The sequence below is a fragment of the Pseudomonas sp. MYb60 genome, assembly GCF_002979555.1.
In the GTDB taxonomy this organism is placed as follows: Bacteria; Pseudomonadota; Gammaproteobacteria; order Pseudomonadales; family Pseudomonadaceae; genus Aquipseudomonas.
On the sequence record NZ_PCOZ01000002.1, the window covers coordinates 468121 to 492930 of the forward strand.

The window sequence follows — 24810 nt, forward strand, 5'->3', positions numbered from 1 at the left end:
GGTTATTTGCCGATACAAAAGCTGGAAAAGATCCGCCCCAGCAAATCATCGGAACTGAATGCCCCGGTGATTTCCCCCAACAGTTGCTGCGCCTGACGCAAATCCTCAGCCAGCAACTCCCCTGCCCCCGCCAGTGTCAGCTGTGCCCGGCCATGTTCCAACGCCGCGCTGGCGTGACGCAACGCCTCCAGATGCCGGCGGCGTGCGCTGAAGCTGCTTTCCGAGGTCTGCTCGTAGCCCATGCAGGCCTTGAGGTGTTCGCGCAGCAGTTCCAGGCCATCGCCCGCCGACTTGGCGCTCAGGCTGATGGTCACATGGCCGTCAGCGCTGGTTTGCATCCCGATGGCTTCACCCGTCAGGTCTGCCTTGTTACGGATCAGGGTGACCTTGGCCGGGTCCGGCCGCTGTTCCAGGAATTCCGGCCATAAGGCAAAAGGATCCACAGCCTCGGGAGCGGTGGCATCCACTACCAATAGCACACGGTCAGCTTCGCCAATGGCCTTGAGCGCCCGCTCGACGCCGATTTTTTCGACCTGGTCTTCAGTGTTCCGCAAGCCTGCGGTGTCGACCACGTGCAGCGGCATACCATCAATGTGGATATGTTCGCGCAAGATATCCCGGGTGGTGCCGGCAATCTCGGTAACAATGGCCGCTTCTCGCCCCGCCAGTGCGTTGAGCAGGCTCGACTTGCCCGCATTGGGCCGACCGGCGATCACTACGGTCATGCCGTCACGCAGCAATGCGCCCTGCCCGGCTTCACGCAGCACTGTGGATAACTCCTCGCGGACTTTATCCAGCATTGCCAGCACGTGGCCATCGGCCAGAAAGTCGATTTCCTCTTCCGGAAAATCAATTGCCGCCTCGACGTAGATACGCAGGCTGATCAGTTGCTCGGTCAGGTTATGCACACGCAGCGAGAACGCCCCTTGCAACGAACGCAATGCGTTGCGCGCAGCCTGTGCAGAACTCGCCTCGATCAGGTCGGCAATCGCTTCGGCCTGGGCCAGGTCGAGTTTGTCATTAAGGAATGCCCGCTCGCTGAATTCGCCAGGTCGTGCCAGCCGGCAACCCAATTGCAGGCACCGCTGCAGCAACATATCCAACACCACCGGGCCACCGTGGCCCTGCAACTCAAGGACGTCTTCGCCGGTGAATGAGTTCGGCCCTGGGAAATAGAGCGCCAGGCCTTCGTCCAGCACGCTGTTGTCGGCGTCCAGGAACTGCCCGTAATGGGCATAGCGTGGCTTTAATTCACGGCCACTGATGGCCTTGGCTGCAACGCCGGCGAGCGGCCCGGAAATTCGAACGATGCCGACACCGCCGCGACCTTGAGCGGTAGCGACAGCAGCGATGGTTTCACGAGGAGCACTCATCAACAGGATCCAGAATAAAGTGACGGAAAGCAAAACGCCCCACTAGGGGGCGTCTTGAGTGGTTATCCACAGAGTAAATTACGCAGCGGCTTTTGCGGTAGCCGCTTCGATTTTACGCGTGATGTACCACTGTTGAGAGATCGACAACACGTTGTTGACCACCCAGTACAGCACCAGGCCAGCTGGGAACCACAGGAAGAAGAAGGTGAAGATGATTGGCATCATTTTCATTACCTTGGCCTGCATCGGATCCGGCGGAGTCGGGTTCAGGCGCTGCTGGATAAACATGGTCGCGCCCATGATGATCGGCAGGATGAAGAACGGATCCTTGATCGACAGGTCGGTGATCCACAGCATGAACGGCGCCTGACGCATTTCCACGCTTTCCAGGAGTACCCAGTACAGCGAGAGGAATACCGGCATCTGCACCAGAATCGGCAAGCATCCACCCAGCGGGTTGATCTTCTCTTTCTTGTACAGCTCCATCATGGCCTGCGACATTTTCTGCCGGTCATCACCATGTTGCTCTTTCAGCGCGGCCAGTTTAGGTGCCACGGCACGCATGCGCGCCATCGACTTGTAGCTGGCGGCCGACAGAGGGAAGAACAGACCCTTGATCAGCATGGTCAGGAAGATGATCGACCAGCCCCAGTTGCCGACCAGGCTGTGGATATGTTGCAGCAGCCAGAAGATCGGCTGGGCAATGAACCACAGAAAGCCGTAATCCACAGTCAGTTCCAGACCTGGGGACAACTCTTTGAGCACTGCCTGGCTTTTCGGACCCGCGTACAGCGTAGCGGTGGTTTCAGCCTTGGCACCGGGTGCAACGGTCAGCGCCGGGCCAGTGAAACCGATGATGTAGTTGCCCTGGCTGTCCTTGCGGGTCTGAACCAGGTTGGCTTCACCCTTGTTCGGGATCCAGGCCGTCACGAAGTAGTGCTGCAGCCAAGCGACCCAGCCACCTTGAACGGTTTCTTTCAGCGAGCCCTTGTCGATATCTTTCATCGACACTTTTTTGTACGGCTCGTTACTTGTCCACAGGGCTGCGCCCAGGTAAGTGGCGGTGCCGGTGGCGGTGCTGGAAGAAGGATCGGAACTGGCGTCACGCTTGAGCTGGGCAAACAGGTTGCCGCTCCATGGTTTGTCACTGGTGTTGTCGATCAGGTAAGTGACCTTCAAGTCGTACAAACCACGGGTGAAGCTGAAGCGCTTGATGTAGTTGACGCCATCGAGGCTGAATTTCAGGTCGACGTTCAACTGGTCCTGGCCATTAGCCAGTTGATAAGTCTTCTGTTCGGTCGAATAAACCGGACGACCGGTAGCGCGCGCATCCGGACCGTTGGTACCGGTCAGGCCACTTTGTGCCAGATAGGTACGCTCACCACCGTTATCGAACAGTTGGAACGGAACATCCGGATGGTCCTGGCGACGTGGATACAGCGGCAGCTTCAGCTGTGCGATATCACCACCTTGTGGATCGATAGCCAGGTCGAGCACATCCGTTTTTACGTGGATGAGGTCTTTATTGGTGACCACTGGCGTTTCTAAAGGGGCGCTTGTCTCGCCATTCGCGCTGGGAACATCGGCACTCGCGGACGCATTGTTACCCAACGGGGTGTCCGGAATAGCCGGCGCAGCCTGATTGGTAGCAACATTCTGAGTCGGCAGGGCAGCCTGGCCATAGTCCTGGTTCCACTTAAGAACCATGACGTAGGACACGATTGCCAGGGCGACGATCAGGATCGTGCGTTTAATATCCATGATTACTCGGCCATCGAAGAAGAACGGGAGGTAGGGATAGGTGGAACCGGGTCATAACCACCGGGATTCCACGGATGACAGCGACCTAAACGACGAAAGGTCAGCCAGCCACCGCGCAGAAGACCATGACTTTCTATGGCCTCTAACGCGTAGCAGGAACAACTGGGGTAGAAACGACAGTGACTGGCCATCAGTGGACTAATGGCATAGCGATAAAACTGGATCGGAACGAGTGCCAGTTTACGCATCGGTACTGTCTACCCCTACAGTTTCGGTGCTGACAGCTGGAGCTGGTTTGTTGGTACGCGCCAGACGTTTCCAGAGCTTGCCGAAATGCTGAATCAATTCGGGGTTTTCTACATCACCCAAGCCTTTGCGCGCGACGATAACAATATCCCAACCAACCAGAGTGTCCTGGTGGAGGCGAAACGATTCGCGCATCAGACGCTTGAGGCGATTGCGCTCAACGGAGAGCTTTACGCTCTTCTTGCCGATCACTAACCCGAGACGGGGGTGATCCAGATCGTTGTTACGCGCAAGGAGCAGGAGATTTTTCCCCGGAACCTTGCCGGTGGGGGAGTCAAAGACTGCCTTGAAATGCCGGGGGGTTAGCAGACGCTTTTCCCGACTGAAGTCCTGACTCACCACCAGTACCGGATTATCAAACTGCCAGACGTGCGCGACCTTTGGCGCGACGACGCGACAGGACAGCACGGCCGTTCTTGGTAGCCATGCGAGCACGGAAACCGTGAGTGCGGGCGCGTTTGATGGTGCTTGGTTGGAAAGTACGTTTCATGGCGTTGTTACCTGGTTCGTCCACAACGGGCCGGAATGGCCCCCGTTTTAAGAGACCGGCGATTCTAGAGAAAGCAAGCCTCTAGGTCAATTTCCAACCAGCTTTTCCTTTAATTAGATATCTGGCGGGTCGAGGGTCCATTTCCATCCTCCCGGCTTTTTTGAGCAAGTCCTAGATATAGAAATAAAGAAGGAAGTTATTTAAAGCTTTTCTGTAAAGCTTATAAAAGCTAGGGCCGCGTTCATCTGTGGATAACTGCCTTGAGGCCATATTCCACCTGATGTACAGCGAATGACAACACGGGGGAGAAGCGGTGCTCTGCCTGTGCTGCGGTGTCGGATAAGCTGTGGGTGGAATGGCTTGTTATCCACAGGCCAGTTACCCACAGACTTTCGACCCCACTTGTACAACGAGCTCAGGGGCGCTTATCCACAGAGCTTATGCACAGACCATCGGTCGCTTTTTTTACGGTTAACGCGTTGATTTTGGGTGGCCTGTGAGCAACCTACATGTGGATAAGTGGGCGGCTCGCCGCTACAATGGCGGCTGTTTTTGCCTCACCGGCTTTCAACTTAGGGGATATCCGTGTCAGTGGAACTTTGGCAGCAGTGCGTGGAGCTTTTGCGCGAAGAGCTGCCTGCCCAGCAATTCAACACCTGGATCCGTCCGCTACAGGTCGAAGCCGAAGGCGACGAGTTGCGCGTCTATGCACCCAATCGTTTTGTTCTCGACTGGGTCAACGAGAAGTACCTGAGTCGCGTTCTCGAATTGCTCGATGAACATGGCAACGGCCTCGCGCCCGTGCTCTCCTTATTAATAGGCAGCAAACGTAGCTCGGCACCCCGTGCTGCACCCAATGCGCCGTTGGCGGCGGCTGCTTCGCAAGCCCAGGCCGCAACGCAACCGGCTGCGCCTGCTCCAGCTGCCTCGCCATCGAAGTCCTCCGCGCAGAAAAGTGCGCCGGAAAGCGAAGAGCCGTCTCGCGACAGCTTCGACCCGATGGCGGGTGCGAGCTCCCAGCAAGCCCCGGTTCGTGCCGAGCAGCGCACGGTGCAGGTCGAAGGTGCGCTCAAGCACACCAGTTACCTGAACCGTACCTTCACGTTCGAGAACTTCGTCGAAGGTAAATCCAACCAGTTGGCCCGTGCGGCTGCCTGGCAGGTCGCGGACAACCCCAAGCATGGTTACAACCCGCTCTTTCTTTATGGCGGCGTTGGCTTGGGTAAAACCCACTTGATGCACGCTGTGGGTAACCACCTATTAAAGAAGAACCCGAATGCCAAGGTCGTGTACCTGCACTCGGAGCGCTTCGTCGCTGATATGGTCAAGGCCTTGCAACTCAATGCAATCAACGAGTTCAAGCGGTTCTACCGCTCCGTTGATGCCTTGCTGATCGATGACATTCAATTCTTTGCGCGCAAGGAACGATCCCAGGAAGAGTTTTTCCACACCTTCAACGCCCTGCTTGAAGGCGGCCAACAGGTCATCTTGACCAGTGACCGTTATCCGAAGGAAATCGAAGGCCTGGAAGAACGTCTCAAGTCCCGCTTCGGCTGGGGCCTGACCGTGGCGGTCGAACCGCCAGAGCTGGAAACCCGCGTAGCGATTCTGATGAAAAAGGCCGACCAGGCCAAGGTCGAGCTGCCCCACGACGCCGCATTCTTCATTGCCCAACGCATTCGCTCCAACGTGCGTGAGCTGGAAGGCGCGCTCAAGCGGGTCATCGCTCACTCGCACTTCATGGGCCGCGACATCACCATCGAGCTGATTCGCGAATCCCTGAAAGACCTGCTGGCCTTGCAAGATAAATTGGTGAGTGTGGATAACATCCAGCGCACTGTCGCCGAGTACTACAAGATCAAGATTTCCGACCTGCTGTCCAAGCGCCGTTCGCGCTCGGTGGCTCGTCCGCGTCAGGTGGCCATGGCACTCTCCAAGGAGTTGACCAACCACAGCCTGCCGGAAATCGGTGATGTGTTCGGCGGTCGTGACCACACCACCGTTTTGCACGCCTGCCGCAAGATCAACGAACTCAAGGAATCCGACGCGGATATTCGCGAGGACTACAAGAACCTGCTGCGCACACTGACTACGTGATGACACCAACGCAGCTTATTAAGGCAAGGGACTAGACCATGCATTTCACCATTCAACGCGAAGCCCTGTTGAAACCCCTGCAACTGGTCGCAGGCGTCGTCGAGCGCCGACAGACCTTGCCGGTGCTCTCCAACGTATTGCTGGTGGTCGAAGGCCAGCAATTGTCCCTGACGGGTACCGACCTGGAAGTCGAACTAGTGGGTCGCGTTCAGCTGGAAGAGCCCGCCGAACCTGGCGAGATCACCGTTCCAGCGCGCAAGCTGATGGACATCTGCAAGAGCTTGCCGAACGACGCGCTGATCGACATCAAGGTTGATGAAGCCAAGTTGGTGGTCAAGGCGGGTCGCAGTCGCTTTACGCTGTCGACCTTGCCCGCCAACGATTTCCCGACGGTGGAAGAAGGCCCGGGTTCGCTGACCTGCAGCCTCGAGCAGAGCAAGCTGCGTCGCTTGATCGAGCGCACCAGCTTCGCCATGGCCCAGCAGGACGTGCGTTATTACCTCAATGGCATGCTGCTGGAAGTGTCAGAGGGCATCATCCGTGCCGTGGCCACCGACGGTCACCGCCTTGCGATGTGCTCGATGCGTGCCGATATCGGCCAGCCGGACCGTCACCAGGTGATCGTGCCGCGCAAAGGTATTCTCGAATTGGCGCGTCTGCTCACCGAGCCGGACGGCAATGTCAGCATCGTGCTGGGCCAGCATCACATTCGGGCGACCACCGGTGAGTTCACCTTCACCTCCAAGCTGGTCGACGGCAAGTTCCCGGACTACGAGCGCGTGCTGCCCAAAGGCGGTGACAAGGTCGTGATTGGTGATCGTCAGGCCCTGCGCGAAGCGTTCAGCCGTACTGCGATCCTGTCGAACGAGAAGTACCGCGGTATTCGTCTGCAACTGGCCAATGGTCAGCTGAAAATTCAGGCCAATAACCCGGAGCAGGAAGAGGCGGAAGAAGAAGTGGGCGTTGACTACAACGGCGGCTCGCTGGAAATTGGCTTCAACGTGAGTTACCTGCTGGATGTGCTGGGCGTGATGACCACTGAACAGGTTCGCCTGATTCTGTCGGACTCCAACAGCAGCGCATTGGTGCAGGAATCCGACAACGACGACTCGGCTTACGTTGTTATGCCGATGCGCCTGTAATAGACGCTAGATGTCCCTCAGTCGTGTCTCAGTCACCGCGGTGCGTAATCTGCACCCGGTGACCTTCTCCCCCTCCCCCCGCATCAATATCCTCCACGGCGCCAATGGCAGTGGCAAAACCAGCGTGCTGGAAGCCATCCACCTGTTGGGGCTTGCACGCTCGTTTCGTAGCGCTCGCCTGTTGCCCGTCATCCAGTACGAACAACTGGCGTGCACGGTATTTGGCCAAGTTGAACTGGCCGAAGGTGGGCACAGCAGCCTGGGGATATCCCGTGATCGCGGCGGCGAGTTTCAAATTCGCATTGATGGGCAGAATGCTCGCAGCGCTGCGCAGTTGGCAGAAATCCTGCCGCTGCAGCTGATCAACCCCGACAGTTTCCGTTTGTTGGAAGGCGCTCCCAAGATCCGCCGGCAATTCCTCGATTGGGGAGTGTTCCACGTGGAACCGCGCTTTATGGCCACTTGGCAGCGCCTGCAGAAGGCCCTGCGGCAGCGGAACTCGTGGCTGCGGCATGGTACACTTGACGCCGCTTCACAAGCGGCCTGGGACCGGGAATTGTGCCTGGCCAGCGATGAAATCGATGAATACCGCCGTGCCTATATCAAAGCCTTGAAACCGGTCTTTGAGCAGACCCTGAGTGAGTTGTTGGATCTCGAGGGGCTGACGCTGAGCTACTACCGTGGTTGGGATAAAGAGCGAGAACTCAGTGCAGTGCTCGCCACGTCCTTGCAACGCGATCAGCAAATTGGTCATACCCAGGCCGGACCCCAACGCGCAGATTTGCGTCTTAGATTAGGCGCTCATAATGCTGCGGACATCTTGTCCCGTGGCCAGCAGAAGTTGGTGGTGTGCGCGCTGCGTATCGCTCAGGGCCATTTGGTTAGCCAGGCTCGGCGCGGTCAGTGTATTTATCTAGTGGATGACCTGCCGTCTGAACTCGACGAGCAACACCGCCGCGCGTTATGCCGCTTGTTGGAAGAATTACGCTGCCAGGTATTTATCACCTGTGTAGATCACGAATTATTGAGGGAAGGCTGGCAGACGGAAACGCCAGTCGCTTTGTTCCACGTGGAACAAGGCCGTATCACCCAGACCCACGACCATCGGGAGTGAAGGCATGAGCGAAGAACAAACGTACGACTCGACCAGCATTAAAGTGCTGAAAGGTTTGGATGCCGTACGCAAACGTCCCGGTATGTACATCGGCGACACCGATGATGGTAGCGGTCTGCACCACATGGTGTTCGAGGTGGTCGATAACTCCATCGACGAAGCGCTGGCCGGCTACTGCGACGATATCAGCATCATCATCCACCCGGATGAATCCATCACCGTGCGCGACAACGGTCGTGGCATCCCGGTCGATGTGCATAAAGAGGAAGGCGTTTCGGCGGCTGAGGTCATCATGACCGTGCTCCACGCCGGCGGTAAGTTCGATGACAACTCCTATAAAGTTTCCGGCGGTCTGCACGGTGTAGGTGTGTCGGTTGTAAACGCCCTGTCGGAAGAGCTGGTGTTGACCGTTCGCCGCAGCGGCAAGATCTGGGAGCAAACCTACGTTCACGGCGTGCCTCAAGCACCCATGGCGATCGTAGGCGACAGTGAAACCACCGGTACCCAGATCCACTTCAAGGCCTCCAGCGAGACCTTCAAGAACATTCACTTCAGCTGGGACATCCTGGCCAAGCGTATTCGTGAACTGTCTTTCCTCAACTCCGGCGTGGGTATCGTCCTCAAGGACGAGCGCAGCGGTAAAGAGGAGCTGTTCAAGTACGAAGGCGGTTTGCGTGCGTTCGTTGAGTACCTGAACACCAACAAGACAGCAGTCAACCAGGTGTTCCACTTCAACATCCAGCGTGAAGACGGCATCGGCGTGGAAATCGCCCTGCAGTGGAACGACAGCTTCAACGAGAACCTGTTGTGTTTCACCAACAACATTCCACAGCGCGACGGCGGTACTCACTTGGTGGGTTTCCGTTCTGCGCTGACGCGTAACCTGAACACCTACATCGAAGCTGAAGGCTTGGCCAAGAAGCACAAGGTCGCCACCACCGGTGACGATGCCCGTGAAGGCTTGACCGCGATTATCTCGGTGAAAGTACCGGATCCGAAGTTCAGCTCCCAGACCAAAGACAAGTTGGTGTCTTCCGAAGTGAAGACTGCTGTGGAACAGGAGATGGGCAAATACTTCTCCGACTTCTTGCTGGAGAACCCGAACGAAGCCAAGCTGGTGGTCGGCAAGATGATCGACGCCGCGCGTGCGCGTGAAGCTGCGCGGAAAGCCCGTGAGATGACTCGCCGTAAAGGCGCGTTGGACATCGCCGGCCTGCCGGGCAAATTGGCTGACTGCCAGGAGAAGGACCCTGCCCTCTCCGAACTGTACCTGGTGGAAGGTGACTCTGCTGGCGGTTCCGCCAAGCAGGGTCGTAACCGCCGCACCCAGGCCATCCTGCCGTTGAAGGGTAAAATCCTCAACGTTGAGAAGGCCCGTTTTGACAAGATGATTTCCTCCCAGGAAGTCGGCACCTTGATCACAGCGTTGGGCTGCGGTATCGGCCGTGACGAGTACAACATCGACAAACTGCGTTATCACAACATCATCATCATGACCGATGCTGACGTCGACGGTTCGCACATCCGTACCCTGCTGCTGACCTTCTTCTTCCGTCAGTTGCCAGAGCTGATCGAGCGCGGCTATATCTACATCGCCCAGCCGCCGTTGTACAAAGTGAAAAAGGGCAAGCAAGAGCAGTACATCAAAGACGACGACGCCATGGAAGAGTACATGACGCAGTCGGCCCTGGAAGATGCCAGCCTGCACTTGAACGATGAAGCCCCGGGTATCTCCGGTGAGGCGCTGGAGCGCCTGGTCAACGACTTCCGCATGGTGATGAAGACCCTCAAGCGTCTGTCGCGCCTGTATCCTCAGGAGCTGACCGAGCACTTCATTTATTTGCCAGCCGTGAGCCTGGAGCAGCTGAGCGATCACGCAGCGATGCAGGATTGGTTGGCCCAGTACGAAGTCCGCCTGCGCACCGTCGAGAAGTCTGGCCTGGTGTACAAAGCCAGCCTGCGTGAAGACCGTGAACGTAATGTCTGGCTGCCAGAGGTCGAACTGATCTCCCACGGCCTGTCGAACTACGTCACCTTCAACCGTGATTTCTTCGGCAGCAACGACTACAAAACCGTGGTGACCTTGGGCGCGCAACTCAGCACCCTGCTGGACGACGGCGCTTACATCCAGCGTGGCGAACGCAAGAAGCAGGTCAAGGAGTTCAAGGAAGCCCTGGATTGGCTGATGGCTGAAAGCACCAAGCGCCACACCATTCAGCGATACAAAGGTCTGGGCGAAATGAACCCGGATCAGCTGTGGGAAACCACCATGGACCCAAGCCAGCGTCGCATGCTGCGCGTGACCATCGAAGACGCCATTGGCGCAGACCAGATCTTCAACACCCTGATGGGTGATGCGGTCGAACCTCGCCGTGACTTCATCGAAAGCAATGCCTTGGCGGTTTCCAACCTGGATTTCTGATCCTGTTCAATCGCTGAAACTAAAAAGGCCAACGCTAAGCGTTGGCCTTTTTTATTGGGTAAAAGCTACAGACTTTATAAATGCTCCACGTGGAACATCATCCTTCGGATGCAACCGCCACACTCTCCAACCGATACCCGTACCCGTAGATCGTCAACAACTGCCAACCTCTATCCGCCGTTAGCCCCAGTTTATTGCGCAAGCGATAAATGTGGGTGTCCAACGGCCGCGACGAGACCATTTCTTCGTGGGTCCAGAACCGCTCGTACAGGTATTCGCGAGACAGTGGGCGGGCCAGGTTGGCAAACAGGCAGCTGGCCAGCCGGTACTCTCGTTCGGTGAGGTTGATCGGTTTACCCGCGCGGGTCACCGTTAATTCCGCGTCATCGAAGGTCAGGTCATTGAAGCTCTGCACTTCATGAGTCGCTGACTTCTGCAGCCCATGCCGTCGCAGCACCGCAGTGACCCGCGCTTTCAACTCATTGGGCCGGAAGGGTTTGCTGACGTAGTCATCGGCGCCGCTGTTCAATGCCGTGACGATGTCGCTCTCGGCATCACGGCTGGTCAGCATGATGACCGCCGGTGGCGACTCCAGGTGTTCACGGGTCCAACGCAACAGTGCGATGCCAGTGATGTCGGGCAACTGCCAGTCGAGGATGAGCAGGTCGAACGTTTCACGGCGCAACTGGCGCAGCAGGTCTTCGCCGCGCTCGAAACAATGCAGGGTCCAGGTTTGCTCGCAGGTGCTTGGGATTTGTCGCAGTGTCTGTTCCACCCGTCGCAATTCGGCGGGTTCATCATCCAGTATTGCGACACGCATTGAGTGGGTCCTTTCTGCTTGAAGAATACGGCCAATCTGGGTCACTGGCCGTACTGCCTGGATACCGGTTCCTGAATCTGAAGAATTGTGGTCAGATTCATTGACCCCCTGGATCTCTCGGTACGCTGGGACCCATCAGCGGTTGACCCATTGAGCGTCCTGCTACCTATGACAGAAAGATACCGGCTCCTGGCCCTGAGGAAAAGGATCAGCCGATACCTGTGCTGCCACACACGTACGGACCTCCAGAAGGATAAACTGTTCCAACGCCACTAAAATGAGCTTCACTGGGCTCAGCGCTATCGTTCATCTCGCAGGGATATCGGCCTGCGACGATCTGGCCAATTGGGAGAAATCAGGGACCATGACATCGTTTACTACTCGCCTGCGGCCAGGATGTAATCCCTGATGATGCTCTGGGGCAAGGCTGAAAAGCGCCAACCTACCCATGCCCAACGTTTGTTTCATGGCCTGGTTCGCGAGTGGCTATGGATAGGTTTGTTGATCCTGCCTATGACAGCCTATCTCTCGATGAGTCCGGGACTGGCCTTGAACACCTCGCTCTACGATAGCCTGCGCCGCCTTACACCCCTGCCGGTCGACCCTCGCATCTTGCTGGTGACCATCGATGATTCAAGCATCAAGAAATTGGGTCGATGGCCCTGGCCTCGCAATCTGCATGCCGATTTGATCGACCGCATACAGGCAGCACGCCCCGCTGCGATCATATTCGACGTCACCTTCAGAGAGCCCGGAGACCCTGCCAATGACCAGCGTCTGGCCGATGCCGTCTGCAGCGCCGGCAATGTTGTGTTGCCTCTGGCGCGTGATGGAGCCACAGGCTACAACCCACCGGCTGCTCAATTGCTGCCGTTGTTCAAATGTGCCAACGGCACGGGCCATATCAACGTAGAAGCGGACAGCGATAGCGTCGTTCGTAGCCTCTATTTGCGTGAAGGTCCGCCTGATGCGACTGCAGTGAACCTGGCTTGGCTGGTCTACCAAATGATGGAGCCCACAGCCGAGATGCCCGGCGTGCCTGGGGAGGGAAGCACCGTAGATTGGCTGCGTGACCACTCAATCCGTATTCCTTTCATTGATGCCCATGGCGATTTCCCGCGGGTGTCCTACGCCAGTGTGCTGCAAGGTGAAGTGCGCCCTGAGCTGTTGCGCGACCGATTGATTCTGGTCGGGTCGACGGCGTCCGGAGACCGTTTTGCCACGCCCCAGGCCAATGCGGCCGGCGTTGAAATCCAGGCCAACGTGCTCAACGGGTTGCTGCAAAATCGCAGCATTGTCGACCTCCCAGGTTGGATGGCCGCCGTCATGGCGACCTCCCTCGTTGCACTGCTGCTGGGGCTGCTGCTTTATCGGCCCCGTTATGCGCTGTGGATGACACTGGGTTGTATGGCCGTCGCGCTGGTCGGCTCCTGGGCATTGTTACGGCTGGGGCATTGGTGGTCCCCGGCGGCGAGCTTGGTTGGGTTGTTGCTCAGCTACCTGATCTGGAACTGGCGGCGACTCAGCGTGATCCTGGCCTACTTCGGTTGGGAGCTGGCACGTTTGGACAACGAACCGAAGGTGCTGCCGGAGCGCCGCCGTGCGCCCTCCAGTAACGGCGATGTTCTCCAGTCGCGCATCTTTGCCCTGGAGCAGGCCGTCAGCCGTACACGCGACACCCGGCGCTTCATGGCCGATGGCCTGGAGTGTCTGCCGGTGGCGACACTGATCAGCGACCCCAAGGGCAATATTCTGCTGGCCAACCGCATTGCCCGCGACGTGTTCGGCAATGACTTGGTCAATCAGAACCTGCTGGAGCAACTGGCAGATTTGGGTTATCCGCCGCTGCACAATGGCGTGCGCCCTGCCCTTTCGGCGTTGGAACTGGTGGAATTTCGCGATATCCATCAACGCAGCCTGCGCATGGAACTGGCACCTATGCTGCCAGCCGACGGTGATATCGCCCTCGGTTGGCTACTGAGCTTTACCGACCTGACCGAAGAACGTAATGCCCAGCAGCACCGAGAAACCATGTTGCGATTTCTCACCCACGATCTGCGTGCGCCGCACTCGGCAATCCTCGCACTGCTGGACGTACACAATGACCAATCGCCGATTTTCGGCCAGATCGAGCAACAAGTGCGCCGCGCATTAAGTCTCACCGAATCGTTTGTGCAATTGGCCAAAGCCGAGGCGGACGGCTATCGCTTCCAGCCCACGCTGTTCGCCATGCTGGTGATGGATGCGTTCGACCAGGTGGCGTTGCTCGCCCAGCTCAAGAGTATTCACCTGGAGCATGACCTGGACGAAGCGGACGAAGGCATGGTGCTGGCTGACCAGTCCCTACTGACCCGAGCCCTGTTCAATGTGCTGGAAAACGCGATCAAATATTCCTCTTCCGGGACCACGGTGCGACTGAGCCTGAGCACTGGCGAGGGCTGGCTCGAATGCCGAATCAGCGACCAGGGCCCGGGGATTGCTGCTGCCGATTTGCCTGACGTGTTCCGCCAATACCGACGCTTCGATTCAGCCCAAGGCAGTGAAGGTCTGGGGTTGGGGCTGACCATGGTCAAGGCCGTCGTTGAACGTCACAATGGCCAGATCAGTTGTGAAAGCGTTGTAGGTAAAGGCACCACGTTCAGGCTGAAATTACCGTTACTGGACGAAAGCTCAGGGAACTGACGTGCAGAATGTTTCCACTCAATAGCTCCCCTGAAATTAGGAGCTAACCATGCACCGTGTAAATGCCCAACCGTCCATCCCTGTCACTGACACCTCCGGCCAGTCGACGCCATCAGCACCTCCTCGACTCACCATCAATAGCCAGGATGAAGCGCGAGGCTATGTGGCTGCACTGGATTTGCGCTTCAAGGATCAATTTACCGGTGCGCTGAGTCAGCTCGCGGAAAAGGTCACTAAAGGGGTGTTGGACGAAAGCAGTTACTTGCTGCTGACGCGGGCGATGGTGGATGCCAATAAGACCGCGCAAGAGAGATAACCCGCGTCTGTCACCGCGTTTCGGCACTAAAAAAATGCCCCACATCATTGATGTGGGGCATTTTTCATTCATGGGCTCACGCAGTCAGAGGCGCGGGGTTCGATCATCATCCTGACTCAGCGTAAAACTTATGCACTTTTTTTGTGTAATTTCCCGATTAAGAAATATCTAGCTAGATCAAGTAGTTATGATCTTAAAATCGTGAATCGCCAACAAACCGTACACAGGTTATCCACAGATGGTCAGATGACCGGAGTGTCTACGACAACCGGTTCTGGCGGCAGCGAGCCCATGGCGCGCTGCTGAGCTTCATTCCAGGCCGCTGCACGGTCATTCAGTGCAGCAATGGCGCGTGGTCCTTCGCCTTCGGCATACATCGGTTCGCCGATCACCACGGTGATGGTACCGGCGCGTTTGGCCCAGCCTGTCTTCGGCCAGAACCTGCCGGCGTTGTGGGCAATCGGCAGTACCGGCAGGTTGGCATTGACTGCCAATGCCGTACCGCCGCGTGAGAACTTGCCCACGGTGCCGTAAGGCACACGCGTACCCTCGGGGAAGATCAGCACCCAAACACCGTCCTTGAGCAGCTCGTCGCCCTTCTTGGCCACGTGCTTGAGCGCTGCCTTGGGGTTGTCCCGGTCGATCGCGATCGGACGCAACATGGCCATGGCCCAGCCGAAGAACGGCACGTACAGCAATTCACGCTTGAGCACTTGGCTCAAGGGCGAGAAGTACGCCGACAGAAAGAACGTCTCCCAGGTGCTCTGATGGTTCGAGAGAATCACGCAAGGCTGGTCCGGGACGTTTTCAGCACCTTTGATCTCGAAGCGAATGCCCAGGAATACCTTGGACAGCCACAACGCACAGCGGCACCAATAAACGTTGATAAAGCGATAGCGCGCCTTGAATGGCAAAAAGGGCGCGATAAAAAAGCTCAGGGTGCACCAGAGAAACGAACTGGTGCCCAGCAGCAGGTAAAAGAAGAAGGTTCTGATGGCCTGCAAAATCGACATGGCGGCATTTACCGTTGCGGGGCTTGGCCCGCCTGTTAAAAGCGCACTCCCGAACAATCCTTGGTCAGGAAGTCGAGGGCGGCTAGTTGTTGATAAGTTCTGCGGCAATCGCCGCCAGATCGTCAAAAATCAAGGTGCCCACCGGCAGGTTTTTCGCCTGGGTCTTTTCGCCTTTCCCGGTTTTAACCAAAACTGGCTGAGAGTCGACGGCCTTGGCCGCCTCCAGGTCACTGAGGCTGTCCCCCACGAACCATATCCCGGCCAACGGCACCTTGTAATATTCTGCAATGGTTTTCAACATTCCCGGTTTGGGCTTGCGGCAATCGCAGCCCTCATCCGGCCCGTGGGGGCAATAAACCACCAGCCCCACCTCACCGCCCTGCTCGGCCACCAACGTGCGCAAGCGTGCGTGCATGGCGTCCAGGGTGGCAATGTCGTAATAGCCGCGGGCGATACCGGACTGGTTGGTGGCGATCGCCACCGTCCAGCCGGCGTTGCTCAACTGCGCAATGGCCTCGATCGACCCGGGCAGTGGAATCCACTCCTCCACCGACTTGATGTAAGCGTCGGAGTCATGATTGATCACCCCGTCCCGATCGAGAATCAGCAGTTTCACCATGGTCAGCTCAGCGTCGAAATGTCGGCGATATTGACGAACAGACCACGCAGGCGCGCCAGCATGGCGTAGCGGTTTTTACGCACGTTGGCATCTTCGGCGTTGATCATCACGGCTTCGAAGTACGCATCCACCGGCTCGCGCAGGGTGGCCAATCGCGCCAGCGCTTCGGCGTAGTTACGCTCGGCGATCAACGGTTTCACCGCCGTTTCCGCTTTGGCGATGGCCGAGTTCAGCGAGAACTCCTTGGCATCGGCAAACAGGCCGGGGTCGACGTCAGCGCTGCCCATGCCCTCGGCCTTGCTCAGCAGGTTCGACACGCGCTTGTTCACGGAGGCCAGGGCATCGGCTTCCGGCAACTTGCGGAAGGCCTGCACGGCTTGTACGCGCTGGTCGAAGTCCAGCGCCGAACCCGGTTGCAGGGCACGTACTGCCAGGTAGACGGAAACGTCCACGCCTTCGTCTTCATAACGCGCACGCAGGCGGTCGAACACGAACTCCAGCACTTGCTCGGCCAGGCCGGCTTGCTTGACCTTGGCACCAAACTGGCCGACAGCAAACACCACCGCCTGGGTCAGGTCGAGGTCCAGCTTTTTGTCGATCAGGATACGCAGCACGCCCAGTGCCGCACGACGCAGGGCGTAGGGGTCTTTGCTACCGGTCGGCAGCATGCCGATACCGAAGATACCCACGAGCGTATCCAGCTTGTCGGCGATGGCCACGGCCGCACCGGTCAGCGTACTTGGCAGCTCGGCACCCGCACCGCGAGGCATGTACTGCTCGTTCAGCGCCAAAGCCACATCGTCCGGCTCGCCGTCGTTGAGGGCGTAGTAGTAGCCGGCCACACCTTGCATTTCCGGGAACTCGCCGACCATCTCGGTGGCCAGGTCGCACTTGGACAGCAGGCCTGCGCGCGCAGCCCAGGCGGAATCACCACCGATGCGTGGCGCGATGTAGGCGGCCAGCTTGGAAACACGCACGGCCTTGTCGTAGACGCTGCCGAGCTTTTCCTGGAACACCACGTTCTGCAGGCGCAGGTTGAAGTCTTCCAGCTTCTGCTTCTTGTCTTGCTTGAAGAAGAACTCGGCGTCGGTCAGGCGCGGGCGAACGACTTTTTCGTTACCGGCGATGATCTGCTGCGGGTCCTTGCTCTCGATGTTGGCTACGGTGATGAAACGCGGCAGCAACTTGCCATCCACGTCCAGCAGGCAGAAATACTTCTGGTTGTCCTGCATGGTGGTGATCAGGGCTTCTTGCGGCACATCGAGGAAGCGTTCTTCGAACGAACATACCAGCGGCACCGGCCATTCAACCAGGGCGGTCACTTCGTCGAGCAGGTTTGGCGGCACGATGGCGGTGCCTTCCTGCAGGCGGGCCAGCTCTTCAGTGCGTTTGCTGATCAGCTCGCGGCGCTCGTTGGCGTCGGCCAGCACGTAAGCGGCACGCAGGTCGGCGGCGTAATTGGCCGGCGAGGTGATGCGCACGGCTTCAGGATGATGGAAGCGGTGGCCACGGGATTCACGACCGGCTTTCTGGGCGAGCAGGGTGCAGTCGATGACCTGGTCACCGAGCAGCATCACCAGCCATTGGGTTGGACGCACGAACTCTTCCTTGCGCGCGCCCCAGCGCATGCGCTTGGGGATCGGCAGGTCGTTCAGGGAATCTTCGACGATGGTCGGCAGCAGGCTGGCGGTCGGCTTGCCGGTGATGACCTGGCTGAAGCGCAGTTTCGGGCCGCTCTGGTCGATCTCGCTCAGCTCGACGCCGCACTTCTTGGCAAAACCAAGGGCGGCTTGAGTCGGGTTGCCTTCGGCGTCGAAAGCCGCCTGGCGCGGTGGGCCGTCGAGGTTGATGCTGCGGTCCGGTTGCTGGGTTTCCAGCGCGGTCAGCAACACCGCCAGGCGACGTGGCGCGGCGTAGACTTTCTTCGCTTCGAACTTCAGGCCAGCGGCTTGCAGGCCTTTTTCGATACCGGCCAGGAACGCATCGGCCAGGGTGTTCAGTGCCTTGGGTGGCAGCTCTTCGGTGCCCAGTTCAACCAGGAAATCTTGAGCACTCATTGTGCAGCCTCCAGCTTAGCCAACACTTCATCACGCAGGTCCGGGGTTGCCATCGGGAAGCCCAGCTTGGCGCGGGCCAGCAGGTAGGCTTGGGCGACGGAACGCGCCAGGGTGCGTACACGCAGGATGTATTGCTGGCGCGCGGTTACCGAGATGGCACGGCGGGCGTCCAGCAGGTTGAAGGTATGGGACGCCTTCAACACCATTTCATAGCTTGGCAACGGCAGCGGCTGGTCGAGTTCGATCAGGCGCTTGGCTTCGCTTTCATAGAAATCGAACAGTTCGAACAGCTTGTCGACGTTGGCGTGTTCGAAGTTATAGGTGGACTGCTCCACTTCGTTCTGGTGGAACACGTCGCCGTAGGTCACTTTGCCGAACGGGCCGTCTGCCCACACCAGGTCGTAGACCGAGTCCACGCCTTGCAGGTACATGGCCAGGCGCTCAAGGCCGTAGGTGATTTCGCCAGTCACCGGGTAGCACTCGATGCCACCCGCTTGCTGGAAGTAAGTGAACTGCGTCACTTCCATGCCGTTGAGCCAGACTTCCCAGCCCAGGCCCCAGGCGCCGAGCGTCGGCGATTCCCAGTTGTCTTCGACGAAACGGATGTCGTGGACCAGCGGGTCCAGGCCGACGTGCTTCAGCGAGCCCAGGTACAGTTCCTGGAAGTTGTCCGGGTTCGGCTTCAATACCACCTGGAACTGGTAGTAATGCTGCAGACGGTTCGGGTTTTCGCCGTAGCGGCCGTCAGTCGGGCGACGACTGGGCTGCACATAAGCGGCGTTCCAGGTTTCCGGGCCAATGGCCCGCAGGAATGTGGCGGTGTGGAAAGTGCCGGCGCCTACTTCCATATCGTAGGGCTGAAGTACCACACAACCTTGCTCGGCCCAGTATTGCTGGAGGGCGAGGATCAAGTCTTGGAAGGTACGCACGGCTGGCGTAGGCTGGCTCACGAAATTCACCTGTTACTTGGGCTGCGATTTAAAGAGCGGGAGTATACCCGATTCGGCCCTGCCACCACTCCCTGGAGCCTTATGCCACGCTGCTTTTGGTGTTCTGAAGATCCGCTGTACATGGCTTATCACGATCAGGAGTGGGGAACGCCGCTGCGCGATGCGCAGGGTTTGTTCGAGTTGTTATTGCTCGAAGGGTTCCAGGCGGGCTTGTCCTGGATCACCGTTTTACGCAAACGCGAGCATTATCGGAAGGTCTTGTTCGGTTTTGATGCACAGCGGCTGGCGCGGCTCACCGATGCCGAAATCGACGCGCTGATGCTCGACCCCGGCATTGTGCGCAATCGCTTGAAGCTCAACGCCACCCGCCGCAACGCGCTCGCCTGGCTGGCGCTGGAAGACCCGGTGACCTGGCTGTGGTCGTTCGTCGGCGGCGTGCCCAAGGTCAATCATTTCAAGGACCGCAGCGAAGTCCCGGCGATCACCGTCGAGGCCGAGGCCATGAGCAAAGCGTTGAAAAAGGCCGGCTTCACTTTTGTCGGGCCGACCATTTGCTACGCGTTCATGCAGGCCAGCGGCATGGTCATGGACCACACCCAGGACTGCGACCGTTACGCGGACCTGGCCAACGCCGGTTAGAATGCGCGCTTTGCGCACCACACACGATCAGGAGTGACCCGTGGAAAAGTTTAAAGGCGCCTTGCTGGTAGGCGCTCTCCGGTTATTCGCCCTGCTGCCCTGGCGCGCTGTCCAGGCCGTCGGCACCGCGATTGGCTGGATCATGTGGAAAACCCCCAACCGTTCCCGCGACACGGTGCGGATCAACCTGTCCAAATGCTTCCCGGACATGGACCCGGCCGCCCGCGAGCGTCTGGTTGGCCAGAGCTTGATGGACATCGGCAAGTCCCTGACCGAAAGCGCCTGCGCCTGGATCTGGCCAGCCCAGCGCTCCATCGATCTGGTGCGTGAAGTCGAAGGCCTGGACGTGCTGCACCAAGCCCTGGCCTCGGGCAAAGGCGTGGTGGGCATCACCAGCCACCTGGGTAACTGGGAAGTGCTGAACCACTTCTATTGCAGCCAGTGCAAGCCGATCATCTTCTACCGCCCGCCCAAGCTCAAGGCGGTGGACGAACTGCTGCGCAAACAACGCGTGCAGTTGGGCAATCGCGTGGCGGCGTCGACCAAGGAAGGCATCCTCAGCGTGATCAAGGAAGTGCGCAAAGGTGGCCAGGTGGGCATTCCCGCCGACCCGGAGCCGGCGGAATCCGCCGGGATCTTCGTGCCGTTCTTCGCCACCCAGGCGCTGACCAGCAAATTCGTGCCGAACATGCTCGCCGGCCACAAGGCCGTCGGCGTGTTCCTGCACGCGCTGCGGCTGCCGGACGGTTCGGGTTACAAAGTGATCCTGGAAGCGGCGCCGGAAGACATGTACAGCACCGACACCGCCACGTCCTGCGCGGCGATGAGCAAGGTGGTGGAGCGTTATGTCGGCGCCTATCCGAGCCAGTACATGTGGAGCATGAAGCGCTTCAAGAAACGCCCGCCGGGTGAAGAGCGGTGGTACTGACCACTGGCTCAAAAACAACTCAAGGCTGAAGGTGGGAGGGGGCTTGCCCCCTCCCACATTTGAATCCCACTCAGCCCTGGCGGTCGAGTTTTTTCAGGAATACCGTCATTTCTTTCTCGGCTTGCTTATCGCCATGGGCCTGGGCCGCTTCAATCCCCTTCTCCCACGCTAGCCGCGCCGCAGCTACATCACCTGATCCTGCCTGCGCCTTACCCAAAAGTTTCCACGCCGCCGAGTACTTCGGGTCGAACTCCACGCATTTCTGCAAATGCTCCGCCGCCTTGACGTTGTCCTTCAGGTCCAGATAACCCTTGCCCAAACCAAAGCGCAGCAGGGAATTATCCACACCCTTGGCCAGCATTTTTTCCAGGGATTCGAGCATGCAGGCGTACTCCGTTTAATCAGAAAAAGCTCAGGCCCACGTGGAACAGTTTCTCCACGTCGCGGATATGTTTTTTATCCACAAGGAAAAGGATCACATGGTCCCCGGTGGCAATCACCGTATCGTCGTGGGCAATGATCACTTCTTCATCGCGAATGATCGCGCCAATGGTCGTCCCCGGCGGCAAGCCGATGTCGCGGATGGCCTTGCCGATCACCTTGCTCGATTTGGAGTCGCCGTGGGCAATCGCCTCGATGGCCTCTGCCGCGCCCCGGCGCAATGAGTGCACGCTGACGATATCGCCACGGCGCACGTGGGCCAGCAAGGTGCCGATGGTGGCGAGCTGCGGGCTGATGGCGATGTCGATGTCGCCACCTTGGATCAGGTCCACATAGGCGGGGTTGTTGATGATGGTCATCACCTTCTTCGCCCCCAGCCGCTTGGCCAGCAGCGAGGACATGATGTTGGCCTCGTCGTCGTTGGTCAGGGCGAGGAAGATATCGGCGTCGGCAATGTTCTCTTCCAGCAAGAGGTCGCGGTCCGACGCGCTGCCTTGCAGTACGACCGTGCTGTCGAGGGTGTCGGACAAATGCCGGCAACGCGCCGTATTCATCTCGATGATCTTCACCTGGTAGCGGCTCTCGATGGCCTCGGCAAGGCGCTCGCCAATCTGGCCGCCACCGGCGATCACGATGCGTTTATAGCTCTCATCCAGGCGGCGCATTTCGCTCATCACTGCACGAATGTTCGCTTTGGCGGCGATGAAAAACACCTCATCGTCGGCTTCGATCACCGTGTCGCCCTGGGGCAGGATCGGCCGGTCACGACGGAAAATCGCCGCGACGCGGGTTTCCACGTTCGGCATGTGCTCGCGCAATTGGCGCAGTTGCTGGCCCACCAGCGGCCCGCCGTAGTAAGCCTTCACCGCCACCAGTTGGGCCTTGCCCCCGGCGAAGTCGATCACCTGCAAGGCGCCGGGGATCTCGATCAGGCGCTTGATGTAGTGGGTTACCACCTGCTCCGGGCTGATCAGCACGTCCACCGGGATCGCGTCGTTGTCGAACAACCCGGCGCGGGTCAGGTAGGCGGCTTCACGCACCCGGGCGATCTTGGTCGGGGTGTGGAACAGGGTGTGGGCGACCTGGCAGGCGACCATGTTGGTCTCGTCGCTGTTGGTCACCGCCACCAGCATGTCGGCATCGTCGGCGCCGGCCTGGCGCAGCACCGTCGGGAACGACGCGCGGCCTTGCACGGTGCGGATGTCCAGGCGGTCGCCGAGGTCGCGCAGGCGCTCGCTGTCGGTGTCGACCACAGTGATATCGTTGGCTTCGCTGGCCAAATGTTCGGCCAGCGTGCCACCTACCTGCCCTGCCCCAAGGATGATGATTTTCATCCGGTCACTCCCTTAAATCATTCAGCCGCGCGCGGCGGCGATCTTGATCAGTTTGGCGTAGTAGAAGCCATCGTGTCCGCCTTCTTGCGCGAGCAACTGGCGACCGTGAGGCTGCTTGATGCCGGCCGAGGTGGCGAGGTCCAGTTCCCGTGCGCCGCTGGTGCGGGCGAGAAAGGCTTCGATCACCTCGGTGTTTTCGGTCGGCAAGGTGGAGCAGGTGGCGTAGAGCAGGATGCCGCCGACCTCCAGGGTTGGCCACATCGCATCGAGCAGCTCGCCTTGCAGCACGGCCAGCGCGGCGATGTCATCGGGTTGGCGGGTGAGCTTGATGTCCGGATGGCGGCGGATCACTCCGGTGGCGGAGCATGGTGCGTCGAGCAGGATGCGCTGGAACGGCTTGCCGTCCCACCAGGTGGCGGTGTCGCGGCCGTCGGCGGCGATCAGCTCGGCACTCAGGCCCAAGCGCGCCAGGTTCTCGCGCACGCGCACCAGGCGCTTGGCTTCGAGGTCGACAGCGACCACACCGGCGAGGTCTTTTTCCACCTCCAGGATGTGACACGTCTTACCGCCAGGGGCGCAGCAGGCGTCGAGCACCCGTTGGCCCGGCGCCAGGTCCAGCAGGTCGGCGGCCAGTTGCGCGGCTTCGTCCTGCACGCTGATCCACCCGTCGGCAAAGCCCGGCAGGCTGCGCACGTCGGTGGCGGCCTCGAGCACGATGCCGTCGACGCTGTACACGCACGGCGCAGCGTTGATGCCGGCAGCGGTGAGCAATTGCAGGTACGCGTCACGGGTGTGATGGCGGCGGTTGACCCGCAGGATCATTGGCGGGTGTGCATTGTTCGCCGCGCAAATCGCTTCCCACTGCTCAGGCCAGAAGGCTTTCAGGGACTTTTGCAGCCAGCGCGGGTGAGCCGTGCGCACCACCGGGTCATGCTCCAGCTCGGCCAGCAGCGCCTCGCTTTCACGTTGGGCGCGGCGCAGCACCGCGTTGAGCAGGGCCTTGGCCCAGGGCTTTTTCAGCTTGTCGGCGCAACCAACCGTCTCGCCGATAGCGGCGTGGGCGGGCACGCGGGTGTAGAGCAGTTGATAGAGACCGACCAGCAGCAGCGCCTCGACATCCGCATCGGCCGCTTTGAATGGCTTCTGCAGCAACTTGGCCGCCAGTGCCGACAAGCGTGGCTGCCAGCGCGCCGTGCCGAAGGCCAGGTCCTGGGTGAAACCGCGATCACGGTCTTCGACCTTGTCCAATTGGGTCGGCAACGAACTGTTCAGCGAAGCCTTGCCGTTGAGCACGGCGGCGAGAGCCTTGGCGGCGGCCAGACGTGGGTTCATTGAGCGCCCCCGAGGAGAGTGCCTACGGCAAATTTCTCACGACGGCTGTTGAACAAATCGCTGAATTTCAGCGCCTTGCCACCGGGCAATTGCAGACGGGTCAGGCACAGCGCCTGTTCACCGCAGGCGACCAACAGGCCGTCCTTGCTCGCGCCGATGATTTCACCGGGCGCGCCGTTGCCTTCGGCCAAGGTGGCGGCCAGCACTTTCAAGGCTTCGCCGTTGAGGGTGCTGTGACAGATCGGCCACGGGTTGAACGCACGCACCAGGCGCTCCAGCTCCACGGCCGGGCGGCTCCAGTCGATGCGCGCTTCGTCTTTGTTCAGTTTGTGGGCGTAGGTGGCCAGGTTGTCGTCCTGCACGTCGCCTTGCAGCGTGCCAGCGGCCAAGCCGGCGATGGCCTGGAGCACGGCGGGCGGGCCCAGTTCGGCGAGGCGGTCGTGCAGGCTGCCGCCGGTGTCCTGGGCAGTGATCGGGGTGGTGACCTTGAGCAGCATCGGTCCGGTGTCCAAGCCCAGCTCCATGCGCATCACGGTCACACCGCTTTCGCTGTCGCCTGCCTCGACGGCGCGCTGGATCGGCGCGGCACCGCGCCAGCGTGGCAGCAGCGAGGCGTGGCTGTTGATGCAGCCCAGGCGTGGGATATCCAGCACCACCTGGGGCAGGATCAAGCCGTAGGCCACGACCACCAGCAGGTCTGGTTTCAACGCGGCCAGTTCAGCCTGGGCCTCGGCATTGCGCAAGGTCGGCGGCTGTAGCACAGGAATGTTGTGCTCCAGCGCCAGTTGCTTGACCGGGCTTGGCATCAGTTTTTGCCCGCGACCGGCCGGGCGATCCGGCTGGGTGTACACCGCGACGATGTCGTAAGGGCTGGCGAGCAGCGCCTTGAGGTGTTCGGCGGCGAATTCGGGTGTACCGGCAAAAACAATGCGCAGTGGCTCGGTCATGGGAGGTCTCGGTTAAAAGCAGTCACA

22 protein-coding genes are annotated in these 24810 nt (G+C 59.3%); 8 read left to right on the top strand and 14 right to left on the bottom strand.

The features are described 5' to 3' along the window. Positions 1–2 precede the first annotated feature (2 nt). The 5 genes from mnmE to rpmH all read right to left on the bottom strand — a co-directional run bounded on the left by mnmE (position 3) and on the right by rpmH (position 3930). Entirely contained in the window at positions 3–1373 is a 1371-nt protein-coding gene (mnmE, locus tag CQ041_RS04980) for a tRNA uridine-5-carboxymethylaminomethyl(34) synthesis GTPase MnmE (RefSeq protein ID WP_105521362.1), read from the bottom strand. A gap of 78 nt (positions 1374–1451) precedes the next feature. Next, positions 1452–3134, bottom strand: a complete 1683-nt coding sequence (yidC, locus tag CQ041_RS04985; protein ID WP_105521363.1) for a membrane protein insertase YidC — start codon at positions 3132–3134, stop codon at positions 1452–1454. A gap of 2 nt (positions 3135–3136) precedes the next feature. After that, positions 3137–3382, bottom strand: a complete 246-nt coding sequence (gene yidD / locus CQ041_RS04990; RefSeq protein WP_105521364.1) for a membrane protein insertion efficiency factor YidD — start codon at positions 3380–3382, stop codon at positions 3137–3139. After that, positions 3375–3779 (bottom strand): ribonuclease P protein component, encoded by a 405-nt coding sequence (rnpA, locus tag CQ041_RS04995; protein ID WP_053128141.1) that lies wholly within the window; start codon positions 3777–3779, stop codon positions 3375–3377. The genes yidD and rnpA overlap by 8 nt, the downstream gene beginning before the upstream one ends. Before the next feature lie 16 nt (positions 3780–3795). Then, positions 3796–3930, bottom strand: coding sequence for a 50S ribosomal protein L34 (gene rpmH / locus CQ041_RS05000; protein ID WP_003213577.1), 135 nt, complete (start codon positions 3928–3930; stop codon positions 3796–3798). Positions 3931–4515: 585 nt separating this feature from the next. On the opposite strand from rpmH, the gene dnaA reads away from it, so the two are divergent. The 4 genes from dnaA to gyrB are packed head-to-tail and all read left to right on the top strand — an operon-like array spanning position 4516 to position 10705. After that, positions 4516–6027 (top strand): chromosomal replication initiator protein DnaA, encoded by a 1512-nt coding sequence (gene dnaA, locus CQ041_RS05005; protein WP_105521366.1) that lies wholly within the window; start codon positions 4516–4518, stop codon positions 6025–6027. Positions 6028–6065: 38 nt separating this feature from the next. Beyond that, a complete protein-coding gene (dnaN, locus tag CQ041_RS05010; protein ID WP_105521367.1) occupies positions 6066–7169 on the top strand; it encodes a DNA polymerase III subunit beta in 1104 nt (367 codons plus the stop codon). A 10-nt stretch (positions 7170–7179) separates the two neighbouring features. Next, the gene (recF, locus tag CQ041_RS05015; RefSeq protein ID WP_012721452.1) at positions 7180–8283 is read left to right on the top strand and encodes a DNA replication/repair protein RecF; all 1104 of its coding nucleotides are present in this window, start codon (positions 7180–7182) and stop codon (positions 8281–8283) included. A gap of 4 nt (positions 8284–8287) precedes the next feature. After that, the gene (gene gyrB, locus CQ041_RS05020; protein WP_105521368.1) at positions 8288–10705 is read left to right on the top strand and encodes a DNA topoisomerase (ATP-hydrolyzing) subunit B; all 2418 of its coding nucleotides are present in this window, start codon (positions 8288–8290) and stop codon (positions 10703–10705) included. Positions 10706–10802: 97 nt separating this feature from the next. Here gyrB and CQ041_RS05025 read toward each other — a convergent pair whose 3' ends face one another. After that, a complete protein-coding gene (locus CQ041_RS05025; protein WP_105521369.1) occupies positions 10803–11525 on the bottom strand; it encodes a response regulator transcription factor in 723 nt (240 codons plus the stop codon). A gap of 408 nt (positions 11526–11933) precedes the next feature. Here CQ041_RS05025 and CQ041_RS05030 point away from each other — a divergent pair, with 408 nt between their 5' ends. After that, on the top strand, positions 11934–14207 hold the full coding sequence (locus CQ041_RS05030; RefSeq protein ID WP_105521370.1) for a CHASE2 domain-containing protein: 2274 nt from the start codon (positions 11934–11936) through the stop codon (positions 14205–14207). Between the two features lie 49 nt (positions 14208–14256). After that, a complete protein-coding gene (locus tag CQ041_RS05035) occupies positions 14257–14523 on the top strand; it encodes a hypothetical protein (RefSeq protein WP_105521371.1) in 267 nt (88 codons plus the stop codon). Positions 14524–14765: 242 nt separating this feature from the next. On the opposite strand, the gene CQ041_RS05040 is transcribed toward CQ041_RS05035, so the two are convergent. The 4 genes from CQ041_RS05040 to glyQ all read right to left on the bottom strand — a co-directional run bounded on the left by CQ041_RS05040 (position 14766) and on the right by glyQ (position 19162). Next, positions 14766–15536 carry a 1-acyl-sn-glycerol-3-phosphate acyltransferase gene (locus CQ041_RS05040; RefSeq protein WP_105521372.1) on the bottom strand — a complete coding sequence of 257 codons (771 nt, stop codon included), beginning with the start codon at positions 15534–15536 and terminating at the stop codon, positions 14766–14768. 82 nt (positions 15537–15618) lie between these two features. Next, positions 15619–16155 carry a D-glycero-beta-D-manno-heptose 1,7-bisphosphate 7-phosphatase gene (gene gmhB, locus CQ041_RS05045; RefSeq protein WP_163001958.1) on the bottom strand — a complete coding sequence of 179 codons (537 nt, stop codon included), beginning with the start codon at positions 16153–16155 and terminating at the stop codon, positions 15619–15621. 2 nt (positions 16156–16157) lie between these two features. Next, a complete protein-coding gene (gene glyS / locus CQ041_RS05050) occupies positions 16158–18212 on the bottom strand; it encodes a glycine--tRNA ligase subunit beta (protein WP_105521373.1) in 2055 nt (684 codons plus the stop codon). Further along, positions 18209–19162 (bottom strand): glycine--tRNA ligase subunit alpha, encoded by a 954-nt coding sequence (gene glyQ / locus CQ041_RS05055; protein WP_003187265.1) that lies wholly within the window; start codon positions 19160–19162, stop codon positions 18209–18211. Before glyQ ends, glyS begins: the two co-directional genes overlap by 4 nt. Before the next feature lie 81 nt (positions 19163–19243). Here glyQ and CQ041_RS05060 point away from each other — a divergent pair, with 81 nt between their 5' ends. Both CQ041_RS05060 and CQ041_RS05065 read left to right on the top strand, forming a co-directional pair. After that, the gene (locus CQ041_RS05060; protein ID WP_105521374.1) at positions 19244–19801 is read left to right on the top strand and encodes a DNA-3-methyladenine glycosylase I; all 558 of its coding nucleotides are present in this window, start codon (positions 19244–19246) and stop codon (positions 19799–19801) included. Positions 19802–19841: 40 nt separating this feature from the next. After that, on the top strand, positions 19842–20729 hold the full coding sequence (locus tag CQ041_RS05065; protein ID WP_105521375.1) for a lysophospholipid acyltransferase: 888 nt from the start codon (positions 19842–19844) through the stop codon (positions 20727–20729). 70 nt (positions 20730–20799) lie between these two features. Here CQ041_RS05065 and CQ041_RS05070 read toward each other — a convergent pair whose 3' ends face one another. From CQ041_RS05070 to fmt, 4 genes are read right to left on the bottom strand one after another with little or no spacing between them, the layout of a single operon-like run. Further along, a complete protein-coding gene (locus CQ041_RS05070; RefSeq protein ID WP_105521376.1) occupies positions 20800–21111 on the bottom strand; it encodes a M48 family metallopeptidase in 312 nt (103 codons plus the stop codon). A 19-nt stretch (positions 21112–21130) separates the two neighbouring features. After that, positions 21131–22504 carry a Trk system potassium transporter TrkA gene (gene trkA / locus CQ041_RS05075; RefSeq protein ID WP_105521377.1) on the bottom strand — a complete coding sequence of 458 codons (1374 nt, stop codon included), beginning with the start codon at positions 22502–22504 and terminating at the stop codon, positions 21131–21133. A 21-nt stretch (positions 22505–22525) separates the two neighbouring features. After that, a complete protein-coding gene (gene rsmB / locus CQ041_RS05080) occupies positions 22526–23836 on the bottom strand; it encodes a 16S rRNA (cytosine(967)-C(5))-methyltransferase RsmB (protein WP_105521378.1) in 1311 nt (436 codons plus the stop codon). After that, on the bottom strand, positions 23833–24783 hold the full coding sequence (gene fmt, locus CQ041_RS05085) for a methionyl-tRNA formyltransferase (RefSeq protein ID WP_105521379.1): 951 nt from the start codon (positions 24781–24783) through the stop codon (positions 23833–23835). The genes rsmB and fmt overlap by 4 nt, the downstream gene beginning before the upstream one ends. Positions 24784–24810 lie beyond the last annotated feature (27 nt).